This is a genomic window from Streptomyces sp. NPDC057623, assembly GCF_042800355.1.
Lineage (GTDB): Bacteria > Actinomycetota > Actinomycetes > Streptomycetales > Streptomycetaceae > Streptomyces.
Genome location: NZ_JBHVGZ010000003.1, coordinates 15,024 through 27,624, shown reverse-complemented (window position 1 = coordinate 27,624; position 12,601 = coordinate 15,024). Strand labels below are relative to the sequence as shown.

At 71.1% G+C, this 12,601-nt stretch carries 12 protein-coding genes and 1 pseudogene; 4 read left to right on the top strand and 9 right to left on the bottom strand.

Annotation, left to right across the window (positions count from 1 at the left end):
- Positions 1 to 38 precede the first annotated feature (38 nt).
- On the top strand, positions 39 to 629 hold the full coding sequence (locus ACFU95_RS04340) for an isochorismatase family protein (protein WP_383821493.1): 591 nt from the start codon (positions 39 to 41) through the stop codon (positions 627 to 629).
- Between the two features lie 103 nt (positions 630 to 732).
- Here the strand turns inward: ACFU95_RS04340 and ACFU95_RS04335 are convergent, their stop codons facing one another.
- Together ACFU95_RS04335 and ACFU95_RS04330 are read right to left on the bottom strand one after the other, a co-directional pair.
- Positions 733 to 1,077, bottom strand: coding sequence for a hypothetical protein (locus ACFU95_RS04335; protein WP_383821490.1), 345 nt, complete (start codon positions 1,075 to 1,077; stop codon positions 733 to 735).
- Between the two features lie 158 nt (positions 1,078 to 1,235).
- Positions 1,236 to 3,580, bottom strand: a pseudogene (locus tag ACFU95_RS04330) (immune inhibitor A domain-containing protein).
- Between the two features lie 392 nt (positions 3,581 to 3,972).
- Between ACFU95_RS04330 and ACFU95_RS04325 the strand changes: the two are divergent.
- Positions 3,973 to 4,236: a hypothetical protein gene (locus ACFU95_RS04325; protein ID WP_078916379.1), complete on the top strand. Its 264-nt coding sequence runs from the start codon at positions 3,973 to 3,975 to the stop codon at positions 4,234 to 4,236.
- 9 nt (positions 4,237 to 4,245) lie between these two features.
- Here the strand turns inward: ACFU95_RS04325 and ACFU95_RS04320 are convergent, their stop codons facing one another.
- Both ACFU95_RS04320 and ACFU95_RS04315 read right to left on the bottom strand, forming a co-directional pair.
- Positions 4,246 to 4,902, bottom strand: coding sequence for an RDD family protein (locus ACFU95_RS04320; protein WP_383821487.1), 657 nt, complete (start codon positions 4,900 to 4,902; stop codon positions 4,246 to 4,248).
- 89 nt (positions 4,903 to 4,991) lie between these two features.
- Positions 4,992 to 6,500, bottom strand: coding sequence for an RDD family protein (locus tag ACFU95_RS04315; protein WP_383821484.1), 1,509 nt, complete (start codon positions 6,498 to 6,500; stop codon positions 4,992 to 4,994).
- Positions 6,501 to 6,907: 407 nt separating this feature from the next.
- Between ACFU95_RS04315 and ACFU95_RS04310 the strand changes: the two genes are divergently transcribed.
- Entirely contained in the window at positions 6,908 to 7,321 is a 414-nt protein-coding gene (locus ACFU95_RS04310; RefSeq protein WP_383821482.1) for an SsgA family sporulation/cell division regulator, read from the top strand.
- Between the two features lie 46 nt (positions 7,322 to 7,367).
- Here the strand turns inward: ACFU95_RS04310 and ACFU95_RS04305 are convergent, their stop codons facing one another.
- The gene (locus tag ACFU95_RS04305) at positions 7,368 to 8,774 is read right to left on the bottom strand and encodes an FAD-binding oxidoreductase (protein WP_383821480.1); all 1,407 of its coding nucleotides are present in this window, start codon (positions 8,772 to 8,774) and stop codon (positions 7,368 to 7,370) included.
- A 103-nt stretch (positions 8,775 to 8,877) separates the two neighbouring features.
- Here ACFU95_RS04305 and ACFU95_RS04300 point away from each other — a divergent pair, with 103 nt between their 5' ends.
- Positions 8,878 to 10,380, top strand: coding sequence for a tetratricopeptide repeat protein (locus tag ACFU95_RS04300; protein WP_383821477.1), 1,503 nt, complete (start codon positions 8,878 to 8,880; stop codon positions 10,378 to 10,380).
- A 72-nt stretch (positions 10,381 to 10,452) separates the two neighbouring features.
- On the opposite strand, the gene nthA is transcribed toward ACFU95_RS04300, so the two are convergent.
- The 4 genes from nthA to ACFU95_RS04280 are packed head-to-tail and all read right to left on the bottom strand — an operon-like array spanning position 10,453 to position 12,475.
- Positions 10,453 to 11,034, bottom strand: coding sequence for a nitrile hydratase subunit alpha (gene nthA / locus ACFU95_RS04295; RefSeq protein WP_383821474.1), 582 nt, complete (start codon positions 11,032 to 11,034; stop codon positions 10,453 to 10,455).
- Positions 11,024 to 11,320 carry an SH3-like domain-containing protein gene (locus ACFU95_RS04290; protein ID WP_383821471.1) on the bottom strand — a complete coding sequence of 99 codons (297 nt, stop codon included), beginning with the start codon at positions 11,318 to 11,320 and terminating at the stop codon, positions 11,024 to 11,026. Before ACFU95_RS04290 ends, nthA begins: the two co-directional genes overlap by 11 nt.
- On the bottom strand, positions 11,313 to 11,594 hold the full coding sequence (locus ACFU95_RS04285) for a hypothetical protein (RefSeq protein ID WP_383821469.1): 282 nt from the start codon (positions 11,592 to 11,594) through the stop codon (positions 11,313 to 11,315). The genes ACFU95_RS04290 and ACFU95_RS04285 overlap by 8 nt, the downstream gene beginning before the upstream one ends.
- 20 nt (positions 11,595 to 11,614) lie before the next feature.
- Complete coding sequence (locus tag ACFU95_RS04280; protein ID WP_383821466.1) at positions 11,615 to 12,475, bottom strand: Teichoic acid biosynthesis protein C (Precursor); 861 nt, start codon at positions 12,473 to 12,475, stop codon at positions 11,615 to 11,617.
- Positions 12,476 to 12,601 lie beyond the last annotated feature (126 nt).

Genomic DNA, 12,601 nt, shown 5'->3' with positions numbered 1-12,601 from the left:
GTCCCGGCCCCAGCGTCCATAACCGAAGGACACCGACCATGCGCCGCGCCTTGATCGTCGTAGATGTGCAGAACGACTTCTGCGAGGGAGGCAGCCTCGCGGTGGCCGGCGGCGCCGACGTGGCCGCCGCCGTCACCGAGCTGATCGGGCAGGCGGCCGGGTCCGGCTACCAGCATGTCGTCGCCACCCGCGACCACCACATCGCCCCCGGCGGTCACTTCTCCACCAACCCGGACTTCGCCCACTCCTGGCCGGCGCACTGCGTCGCCGGCACGGAGGGCGTCGGCTTCCACCCGAACTTCGCCCCCGCGGTGGCCTCCGGCGCGATCGACGCCGTGTTCGACAAGGGCGCGTACGCGGCGGCCTACAGCGGGTTCGAGGGGGCCGACGAGAACGGCGTGCGGCTGGCCGACTGGCTGCGGGCCCGGGAGGTCTCCGAGGTGGACGTGGTGGGCATCGCCACGGACCACTGCGTGCGCGCCACGGCCCTGGACGCGGCGCGGGAGGGCTTCCGTACGCAGGTGCTGCTGGACCTGACCGCCGGGGTGGCCTCCGAGACCACGGAGCGGGCGCTGGAGGAGATGCGCGAGGCGGGCGTGGAGCTGGCGGGGAAGCCGGTGGTCGCGTAGCGCTCTACCGGGCGCTGCACGGGGTGCCTCATCCGGTCGTCTGGCGACCGCGGCGCCGTAGGGCGCTGCCGGGCCGTAGCCGCATTCGTCAGGGCCGCCTCACTCACGCCGACGCCGTCGGCCTCCTCAGCAGTGCCCTGATCGGGTGCCACAGCTCCTGCACCAGCTCCGGGCTCACGCCGACACCGTTGTCGGGGGCCGTTCGCCATATCAGGCCGTCCGGGTGGTGCAGGACCGCCGTGATCTCGTCCGGGGTCGGTGGAGAGCCGTTGCCTCGCAGGTAGACGGCTCGCATGCCCAGGTTGCGGAGCCTGGTCAGGGCTCGGGCGCGGTTCTGGGCGTGGACGAGGACACGGACGCAGCCCGTGCCGTCGGCGGTGGGTCTGGGCAGGTTCAGCGCCACCACCACGCTGCCGGTCGGCAGCTTGCAGAAACCTCCAGCGGCCATGCGGTCACACCCCCGTGCGAGTCGGTGTCAGGGTCGGTTCCGGTGCCTGTGCCGGCACCGGTGTCAATAACGGAAGCACAGGGTGCACCTAAACACGATCGGCGGCAACCCCGCCAGGGGGTCACCGCCGATAGTGCTCTGACCTGCGAAAACGCGAATTACTTCACCGCGCGGCCAACCTCGACCGTGATCGTCGAGCCGTTCGAGGCCTCCTTGAGGATCTTGATCTTCGTGTTGGTGTCAGTGATCTTGACACCCGCGGCCGGGGTCGCCGCGTCGTAGTACGTGTTGGTGCGGTCGTTGAAGACCGGCACCCCCGCACGCGACGGGATCCTCGTCGCGACGTCCGCGTTGTGCAGCGTCATGCCGTCCGTGCGGTAGAGGCTGAACGGCGCGTCGTAGGACTGGATGCGGTTGCGCATCAGCGTGCCGTCGGACCACTTCAGCGGGGCCGGGTGGGAGTCCACCGGCAGGACGAGGCCGACGCCCGGGTGGGCGCTGGTGTTGTTGTCCGCCTGCGAGGTGTCCCACTTCCAGATCAACAGGCCGTTCTGGTAGGCGTAGTGCTCCACCCAGTCCGGACGGGTCGACGAGAAGCCGAAGTTGTACGGGCCCGACTTCAGGGTCTTGTCGTACGACACGTACTGGCGGTTCTCGGCGAGGTAGTACTGCTCGTAGTCCTTGGTGAAGGACGCGCCCATCCGCGTGAAGCCGGTCGCCGTCCAGGCGTTGTCCACGCTCTCCACGTCGTCCGCGAAGAGGGCGGAGCCGTCGGCGGTGACCGTGATCCGGTCGGCCGCGAAGCCCTTCATCGCCAGACCACCGTCGGTCGCGTAGCGGAAGCGGAGGTCGATCTTCTTGCCCACGTAGGCGTCGAGCGGGTAGACGAGCTTCTGGTACGCGTCCACCGCGCCGCTGAGCGCCGGCTTGTCGCTGCCGTCGCGGCTGATCGCGTTGCCGTTCGCCGTGCCGTCGATCGCCGTCCAGTTGGCGCCGCCGTCGGTCGACACCTCGGTGTAGAGGTAGTCGTAGCCGTTCTCGATCTCCCACCAGCCGTCGAGGGTGAGGGAGGCCGCGGACTTGCCGGTGAGGTCCACGGAACGGCTCAGCGTGTTCTTCAGGTTGTTGCCGCTGCCGCTCCACCACTGGGTGGCGCCCTGCGCGGGAGTCACGAGCTCGGTGGTGACGGCCTTCTTCGGCAGCTCGACCACCAGGGCCTGCTTGTGCCGGGTGTTGTACTCGGCCACGCCCAGCTTGTGCTCGGACGTCGTCGCGGCCTTCGCCCGGTCGTAGTTCAGCCAGCCCAGCTGGAGCTTGTCCCAGGCGGTCATGTCGCCGGGCAGGTCACCGATCTCCTTCTTGCCGGTGCCGAGCCAGGAACCGGAGGACATCAGGGTCCAGAAGCCGGTGGAGTTCTCGCCGCCGGCGGTGTCGTAGTGGTCCGGCAGACCGAGGTCGTGACCGTACTCGTGGGCGAAGACACCCAGGCCGCCGTTCTCCGGCTGGACGGTGTAGTCGCCGACCCAGATGCCGGTGGAGCCGATCTGCGCGCCGCCCAGCTTGTTGGCGTCGGGGCCGGTGGCTCCCGCGTCGGTGCCGAAGGCGTACCAGCGGTGGGCCCAGATCGCGTCGGTGCCCTGCGCGCCGCCGCCCGCGGACTCGTCCTCACCGGCGTGCACGATCTGGAAGTGGTCGATGTAGCCGTCGGCCTCGTTGAAGTCGCCGTCGCCGTCGAAGTCGTACCGGTCCCACTGGTCGAACTGCGCGACGTCCGCCTTGATCTCGGCGTCGGTCTTCCCAGCTGCCTTCTGCTGGGCGACCCACGCGTTCAGACCGTCACTGACGACGTTCCAGACGCTGGCGCAGTTGGTCTCGCCACAGGCGTTGTTGCCGTAGCGGGCCTCGTTGTAGGGGACCTTGACCCAGTCGGTGACCTCGCCGTCGACCGAGTAGCGGCCCGAGGACTGCTTCTCGTAGTACTTCTTCAGCGACTCGGTCTTCTTGCCGGTGCCGAAGTAGAGGTCCTGGTAGTGCTTCTGGTTGTAGTCCGCCTGCCAGGCCGTCGAGTTGTCCTTCTTGCGGTCGGGCTCGGCTATCTGGTTGTGGGCCGGGCCGGCGTACCGCCGAACTCGCCGATCTGGTCGCCGAACTCGACCAGGATCGTGAAGATCTTGTCGGTCTTCTCGCGGCCCAGCTCGACGTACTTGCTGTCGCCCTTCTTGCTCTTGAGCTCGACGACCTGTGAGCCGTCGCGCTTCTTCACCTTGGTCCGGCCGGATATGACCTGGTTCAGGGCCTCTTCGCGCTGAGCCTCCTGAGTCTTGCTCATCGGGCCGTCGAGGTCGTGGTCGGCGTGAGTGTGCTCCGCCGGGTCGTGCCGCTCCACGGACGCCGGCGCGCCTTCGTCGGCCTGAGCCACCGCGAAGGTCGAGAACGTCGCCGCCGCCGTAGCGAGCGCGACGGCTGTTGCCGCCGTTCTGAACGTCCAGGGTCTACTGGTCACTTGCTTCCTCCCCCGCGTCCGGGCACGCGGAAGGGAGGGTCCTGGTCATGGAGGTTCCCGCGAGCGCCTGATCAACGCGTGTAGTCAAGTGACGACATTTGACTAGAGGTTAAGCAGAAAATACAGACCTTGACTTGAACAGGTCAATTGCACTATGCGGAGTCGATGTTCGTTTAGCGAACAACAACCCTTTCGGCAACGGCGCGTGCCGCCGTCCACTTGCTGGACGAGATGACTCCGTGCGCCCCCCGTGCACCGGCACTGTTGGTTAGGTCACGCTTACGGTTTGTTCCTCTCGGGCATGCACGCGGTTAGAGTCGGATGGCGGAACGCCCGGACGTCGGCGGAAAGCCAGGCCGAGACCCCCGTGCACCCCTGATTCCGAGGACACGATGATCATGCCTCGTCCGACTGCCGCACAGCTCGCCTACGGCTCGTGCACCGTGATCTTCTCGACGCTCGCCATGCTGCTGCTGTCGCAGACGAGTTCGGGTGCGGGGATCGCGGTCATCGCCGTCGCGGCGCTCCTGCTCGGGCTCCTGGTCGCCATGACGGTGCCCATGCCCAAGAAGCCCCGCGTGGTGGCGGTGCGCAAGCCCGCCCGCGCCCGCGCCGACCGGGAACAGGCGGAGGAACCCGTACTGACCCAGTCCTGACCCTGACCCTCAGGTGCCGGTGCTGACCACGACCGTCTTCGCCGCCTTGTCGTGCAGGCCCTGTTTGTAGGGCTTGTCGAAGAAGCTCCAGCCACCGGCGATGACGGTCCAGAGGCAGGCACAGCAGAACGCGAACGGGATCCACAGCACCGCGGCCCGGATCAGCGAGGTCTGCACGGACGGTGTGGCGCCGTTGTCGAGGTTCGCCGTCCGCATGTTGAGCAGCTTCTTGCCGAGCGTCTGCCCCGTCCTGGCGGTCATGACGGTGTCGTAGCCGATGAACAGCACGGCCGCGACCAGCGACTGCACGAAGGACTTGCTGTACTCCACCTTGTCGGTGTCCACGTCGTACTCGGTGACGCCGAAGCCCCAGGTGAGCAGCCAGACGACGACGCCCACCAGGATCATGTCGATGATGCGGGCCAGCGTGCGCTTGCCGCTGTCGGCGAGCGGCGGCATTCCGGCGAGCGGGTCCGCGGGCTGACCTCCGCCGCCGAACGGGTCACCGCCGTAGGGGCCGCCGCCGTAGGAGGGCGGGGGTTGGCCGCCGTACGGTGGCTGCTCACCGTACGGCGAACCCGAGCCCTCGGGCGGCGGGGGCTGTTTCCTGAACGGATCGTCTTCCGGGGGTTGCTGACCGGAGCCGGGAGGCGGTTCGCTGCTCATGGCCCGAGTCGACCGCGAACCGTCCGGCTCCGCATCCGGCGCGGGGCCGTCCGGGGTACGAAATCTTCCGGGCCGTTCGCCGTACGCGGTCAGCCCGCGACGAACGTACGCGCCGCCTTGTCGTGCCAGCACTGGTGCCAGGGCCGGTCGAACACGCACCACAGCACGCCGACGACGCCGACGACGAGCAGGCCGGGGATGCTGTAGACGAGCCAGCGCTTCAGGGCCGCGCCGAACACCGGGGGTTCGTGGGCCTCGATGTCCCGCACCTCCAGGCCGAGCAGCTTCTTGCCCAGCGTGCGGCCCCACTTGGCCGTGGGCAGCACCTCGTAGGCGACGCCGAACAGGAGCAGGACGGCCAGGATGATGCCGAGATACGCCGAAGTGGTGCCGTCCAGCAGCCAGACGGTGACCGTCTCGCCGGAGAGCTTGGCGGCGTCGATCTTCTCGTTGACGTGGTCGATCGCCTTGGTGCCGAGCGGTACGGCGGCCACGGCGGTGACGGCGCCCAGCACGACGGTGTCCAGCAGCCGCGCGGCCAGGCGCTTGCCCATGCCCGCGGGGCGGGCGGCGGCCTGACGCATGGCGGCCGCCTGGAACGGGTCCAGGGTCGGGGGCTTCCACGGGGCGACCGGCTGGTCGTCCTCGGGGCCCGCGAGCCGGTGGACCTGCTGCGCCCAGGAGGACTGGCCGCCGCCGGGGCCCGCCGACATGGGCGCGCCGGAGGCGGCTGCCGCGGGCTGCGGGCCGCCCGACTGCTGGGGGATGCTCGGGGCGGCCTGCTGGGCCTGCTGCGGGCCGGAGAGAGCCGTGGGAGCGGCGCCGGCCGCCTGGGCGGCACTCGCGGCCCCCGCGGCCGTCTGAGCCTGTCCGTGGGCCCCTGCGGCCCGCTCCGCGGCGGCCTTCCCGGCGCCGAAGCCGGGGCCCTGCGGGGCACCGGCCGCCGAGGGGCGGTCGGCGTCCGCACGCGCGGCGCCCGGGCCGGCGGACGCGCCCGTGCTTCCGCCCTGCGCCCCGGCCGCCCGGCCCTGCTGCCCCGTGCGCGGGGACACCGCGCGGATGGCCATGGTGCCGTCGGCGGGGGTGGGGCCGGGGATGCCGGGAGTGGCCTGCGCTCCCGCGGCGCCTCCCGCCACGGGCCGGCGGATCATGAACGTGTCCCCGGAGGCGACGCCCCCGGAGTCGGACTCCGGCTCGGCGGGCGGAGCGTGGGCCGCGCGCGGGTCCCTCGGGTCCGGGTCCTGCGGGGCGCCCCAGGAGACACGGTGGTCCTGGTCGCCGCCGAAGCCGGCCTGGTGGGCGGGGTCGGCGCCCCAGGCGGACGCCGGCTCCGGGCGGCTGCCGTGCTGGCCGTGGCCGGGCGCGGGCTCCTCGTCGAAGAAGTGCGGGCCGGTCTCCTCGACCGAGGCGGCCGCGGACCCGTCCGGGTTCGCACCCGGCGGCGGGGCGAGCGGTTCGCCGTCCGTCGGTGCCGGACGGCTGGTGCCCGGCACCCAGGAGGCACCGTTCCAGTACCGGACATATCCAGGAATGGACGGGTCCGGGTAATACCCTTCGCGGGGCCTGTCGTCACCGGGGGCCGGGGTTGGGGCGCTCATGTCCGTCGTCCGGTATCTGCTCGTGGGTCAAATAGGGGCCTCCACATCTATCAGACCGGCGCAACCAGCACCGCCAGTCCCGTAGGACCCACTCCTTTCCGGGCAACCTCGCACACGTACTGCACACGAGCGGAACCTTCCCGGAACCGGGCCGGCAACCAGCCCGCAGCACCCGCCCCACGCCACCCGTTCGGGCACGGCCAGCCAACCCCCGGCCGGGGGTCCGGGGGTCGCCCCCGGGCAGGCAGCGCCAGACCGGCGCGAATTCACCCGAGCGGAACCTTCCCGGCAACCGGCCGGGAAAAAGTTTCGCGAACCCGCGTAATGATCCGCGCCCCTGCTCCCTCTCCACTCGTACGGGCCCGCTCGCAGGGTCCGTGTGAGTCACGAGAGAGGACGTACACGCCATGCATCACACCGTCGTAGAGCGCGAGCTGGAGCTTCGGCTGGTTCTGTCGCCCGAGCGGAGCATCCCGGTTCCGGCGCTGCTGAACTATCACAGCGACGACCCGTTCGCCGTGCACATCGCCTTCCACGTCAACTCCGACCACCCGGTGCACTGGACCTTCTCCCGCGATCTGCTCGTCGAGGGGGTGTTCCGGCCGTGCGGGCACGGGGACGTGCGGGTGTGGCCGACGAAGGTCGACGGCCGGAGCCTCGTGATCATGGGGCTGAGCTCCCCCGACGGGGACGCCCTGCTGCAGGCCCCGGCGGCGCAGGTGTCGGCCTGGCTGGAGCGGACGTTGCGGCTGGTGCCGCCGGGCATGGAGGGCGAGCAGTTGGGGATCGACGACGCGCTCGACCAACTGCTCGCCCAGTGAGGCGTACCGATGAGACGGGAGGGACGAGAGAGACCGGAGGGGCCGGTCAGAACAGCTTGCCCGGGTTCAGGATGCCGAGCGGGTCGAAGACCTGCTTGATCCCGCGCTGCATCTCGACCCCGACCGGGCCGATCTCGCGGGCCAGCCACTCCTTCTTCAGGACGCCCACGCCGTGCTCGCCGGTGATCGTGCCGCCGAGGTCCAGGCCGAGGGCCATGATCTCGTCGAAGGACTCGCGGGCCCGCCGGGACTCGTCGGGGTCGGCCGCGTCGAAGCACACGGTCGGGTGGGTGTTGCCGTCGCCCGCGTGGGCGACGACCCCGATGGTCAGCTGGTGCTTGTCCGCGATGCGTTCCACGCCCTCGATCAGATCGCCCAGCCGGGACCGCGGCACACACACGTCGTCGATCATCGTCACACCCCGCACCGCTTCCAGCGCGGTAAGGGACAACCGGCGGGCCTGGAGGAGGAGTTCGGACTCGGCCGCGTCGTCCGCCGGAACCACCTGGGTGGCGCCGGCCGCCTCGCACAGCGCGCCCACGGCGGCGAGGTCGGCGGCGGGGTCCGGGGTGTCGAAGGCGGCCAGCAGCAGGGCCTCGGTCGCCTCCGGCAGTGCCATCTTCGCGATGTCGTTGACCGCCTTGACCGTCGTACGGTCCATCAGCTCCAGCATCGACGGCACATGCCCGCCCTCCATGATCCGGCACACCGCGTCGCACGCGGCGGCCGCGGAGGCGAACTCGGCGGCGAGCACGAGCTGCTGCGGCGGCTGCGGCTTCAGCGCCAGCACGGCCCGTACGACGATGCCGAGCGAGCCCTCGGAACCGACGAAGAGGCGGGTCAGGTCGTATCCCGCGACTCCCTTGGCCGTACGGCGGCCCGTGGACATCAGGCGCCCGTCGGCGAGGACGACGTCCAGGCCGAGGACGTACTCCGCCGTCACCCCGTACTTCACGCAGCACAGGCCGCCGGAGGCGGTGCCGATGTTGCCGCCGATCGTGCACATCTCCCAGCTGGAGGGGTCCGGCGGGTAGTACAGCCCGAGTTCGTTGACCGCGCGGGAGAGGGTCGCGTTGATGACGCCGGGCTCGACGACGGCGATGCGGTCGACCGGGTTGATCTCCAGGATGCGGTCCATCTTGGTCAGGGACAGCACGACGCAGCCGTCGGAGGCGTTGGCCCCGCCCGACAGGCCCGTGCGGGCGCCCTGCGGGACGACCGGGACGCGCAGCTCGGTGGCGGTGCGCATGACGTGCTGGACCTCTTCGACCGTGCGCGGCAGCACGACCACGGCGGGGGCGCCGGCCGGGCAGAAGCTGGCCATGTCGTTGGCGTAGGACGCCGTGATGTCGGGGTCGGTCAGGACGGCCTCGGCGGGCAGGCCCGCGAGCAGCCGCTCGGTGAGGTCCCCCCGGGCCTGGTCGGGTGCGGCTTCGATACGGCTCATGATCACAGCGTGACACCCGGGGCCATCGGTGTGAACCCCATGTACGGCAGCCGGGGTCAGACGGGTGTGGTCGTCGTATTGACGCCACGTTTCACGCACAGTGAGCGCCATGGAGAACAGCGCCATGCGCAACAGCGCCTCGGAGAGCAGCGCCACGGAGAGCAGCACAGCGGACCACGGCACCTCGCAGGACGGACAGGGCACGCCGGAGCGCCCGCGCGACCGCCGGCGAGTGCTGATCGCCTCGGTGGCGGGATGCGTCGTGCTGGGCGGGGTGCTGACGCTGTTGCCGTGGGGGCCGGGCGGGACGGGTTCACCGGCGCCGGCACCGGGGTCGCAGGCGCTGGCCGCGGTCACGACGGGGGTGACGGCGGCGCTGCCCGATCTGGCGGTGCTGATCGACGAGCGCGAGACCCATCTGCGGAGGCATCCCGAGGACGCCCGGTCGTGGGCGGTGCTGGGGGCCGCGTATGTGGAACAGGGGCGGCGGACCGCGGATCCGGCGTACTACCCGAAGGCCGAGAAGGCGCTGCGTACGTCGCTGCGGGCGCGGGAGACGAACGTCGAGGCGCTGGACGGCATGGCGGCCCTGGCGAACGCGCGGCGGGACTACGGAGCGGCGCGGACGTGGAGCGAGGCGGCGCTGAAGCTGGACGGCAGGCGGTGGACGACATATCCGCTGCTGATCGACGCGCAGACGGGGCTGGGTGACTACAAGGCCGCCAAGCGGACGCTGGACCGGCTGCTGAAGCTGCGCTCGGGACCGGCCGTACAGGCGCGGGCGGCGGCCCTCTACCGGGACCGGGGCTGGCGGGAGGACGCGGCGGCGGCGCTGTCCGACGCGGCGGCGGGCGCCGAGGCCCCGGCCGAGCGGGCGGCGTATCTCGAACGGACCGGGCAACTCGCCTGGGAGCGCGGTGACCTGGAGGTGGCCCTGCGGCACTTCCAGGCGGCGGTGCGCCTCGACCCCGACCAGCGGGCCGCGCTCGCCGGGCAGGGGCGGACGCTGGCGGCACTGGGCCGCTCCACGGAGGCGCTGAACGCCTACCGGGCGGCCCTCGCCAAGCAGCCGCTCCCCGAATACGCCCTGGAACTGGGCGAGTTGTACGAGTCGATGGGGCTGGGGCAGGCGGCGCGCGTGCAGTACGACCTGCTGCGCGAGCGGGCGGCGCGGGCCGCGGCCGGCGGGGTGGACGAGGAGCTGGTGCTGGGCCTCTTCGAGGCGGACCACGGCGACGCGGAGCTGGCGGTACGGCGGCTCAGGACCGAGTGGCGGCGGCAGCCGAGCATCGCGGTGGCCGACGCGCTGGGGTGGGCGCTGCACCGGGCCGGGGAGGACGAGGAGGCGCTGAAGTTCGCCCGCCGGGCGACCGACAAGCACAAGGGGGGCGGGGTGCGCAGCGCGCTGTACGCCTATCACCGGGGGATGATCGAGCGGGAGCTGGAGATGGCGGGGCCCGCGCGGCGGCATCTGGGAGAGGCGCTGCGGATCAATCCGCACTTCTCGCCGACGCGGGTGCCGCTGGCCGAGGAGGCGCTGGAGGAGCTCGGGGAACCGTCGGTGAAGGACGTACCGGACATGGACGCGGACGCGAAGCCGCGGCGGAAGTGAGCCCTACGCCACTGACCTGCGCCTTCCGCCTTCCGCCTTCCGTCTTCCGCCTTCCGTCTTCCGCCCCGTGCCCTACACCACGGCCGTGCCGATCAGCGCGTTGCGCGTCACCAGTCCCGCCAGTTCCTCCTCGCTCATCCCCGCGGTGTCCTCGGGGCGGCGCGGCAGCACCATGTAGCGGGATTCCGCGCTGGAGTCCCAGACCGTGACCTGGGTGTCGGGCGGCAGCTCCACGCCGAACTCGGCGAGGACCGCGCGGGGTTCGCGGACCACGCGGGAGCGGTACGCCTCGGACTTGTACCAGCTGGGCGACGGGCCGAGGAGGCGGAGCGGGTAGCAGGAGCAGAGGGTGCAGACGATGACGTTGTGGGTGGTGGCGGTGTTCTCCACCACCCGCAGCCGCTGGTACGAGCCGTCCATGTGGCCGAGTTCCCGGACGGCAGCCGTTCCGTCGCGCAGCAGACGGGACCTGAACGCCTCGTCGGTCCACGCCCGTGCGACGACGCGCGCCCCGTTCACGGGCGAGGACCCGGCGAGGAACGCGTCGATCACCTCGTCCACCCTCCCGCCGGTGACCAGGCCCTTCTCCTCCAGCAGGGTCTCCAGCCGCCGTACGCGCCGGGCGATCGTCGCGTCGGTGTGGTCACCGCTCATCGGCCGTACCCTCCTCGTCCTCTTCCAAGTAGCTCTCCCACAGGTCCAGTACGACGTGATGGTCGCCCTCGCCCCACAGGTCACGGGCCTCGAAACGGACCGCGTAGATCTGCTCGACGGGCGCGTCGCCACGCCCCCGCGCGCTGATGTCGGGCAGTTCGTCCGGGCCCTCCGGCTCGACGACCACACCGCGCTTGCCGCGCGCGTACCGCGGCAGGCGGGTGTGGTGCGGCGGGTCGTGGTGGAAGGTGCGCACGCGGGTGCCGGGCGGGAAGCGGTCAGTCATCCAGCTCACCCGGTTCGATCACGCCCTTGCGCTCCAGCAGCACGCAGATGGCGGTGAACCAGCGCTCGTAGTACGACGCCGCCAGGTACTCGGCGGGCGGCATCGACTCGATCGCGTCCCGGAACTCGTTGGTGTTGAAGACGCCCTGCGCGCGCAACGTGTTGAAGAGACCGACGACCCGCGCCTCCCAGTCCGCGTGGAACGGCTCGGCGTCGTCGGTCGTGTCGATGGCACCGAACCCCTGCGTACCGCCGACGTCGTTGATCCTGGCCATGGAGTCAGCGTACGGCCGCCTCAGGCCGTCTGCGGCTTGTAGTAGACCGAGAACCTGCGCGCCCCCTCCTGCCCGGACGCCAGCCCCAGACAGAGCCGGGGCTCGGAGCCACGACGGACGGCGAGGCCCTCCGGTTCGCGGTGGTCGAGGGAGTGGCCGGCCTCGGTGCGCTGCCGGTCGAGCAGTCGGCCGGTGCGGCTGTCGAGGCAGGAGAGGTGGACGTTGCCGCGCTTCGCGGGCGGGTTGGTTTTGGCGTCGTAGGCGGTCCCGGCCAGTTGGTAGAGGTGGTCGCCGTGCAGGACGTAGCCCTGGAACGGGACCTTCGGGTCGGGATGCGCGCCGGTCTGCGGGAAGTCGGCGACCGGCGCGGAGTAGTCACGGGCGACGAACGCGTCGAGGTCCCAGATCCGGTAGCGGGGCTTGTCGTCGACGCGGTGGCGGACGGCGATGCGCCGCGAGTCCGGGCAGAGGGACGGCTGGTTGTGGGTGGAGCCCGGGATCGGGTGGCGGACCTTGACGTCCTCGCGCGTGCGGACGGCGCCGTCGGCGAAGCGGAAACGGGTCACGCCCCTGCCGTAGCCGCCCTCGGCGTCGGCCTCGGTCCAGATCCACACGGTGCCGTCGGACGTGTGCTGCACGCCCATGCTGACGCCGTGCCCGAAGCCGCGCAGGTACATGTGGCCCAGGCGCTTGCCCCGGAGGTCGAGCTTGTTGAGGCAGAGATCGCCTGCCGTGGAGCCGCCCCGGGTGAGCTGAAGGACGTAGAGATGCTTGTTCGCCTCGTCGAAGGCGAACGACTGAAGGATCGTCGGCTCCTTGAGCGTGTCCTTCTTCCACAGCCAGCGCTCGGCCGGTGTGGACAGGTCGAAGGGGTCGGCCACTCTTCTCTCCCCGGGTCGTGGGGGGGGGGGGGGGGGGGGGGGGAGGCAAAGGAGGAGGGAAAGGAGAGGGGGGGGGGGTGTTGTTTCCTGTTCTTTGCTCCGCACTCCACACCGCGCAACACACGA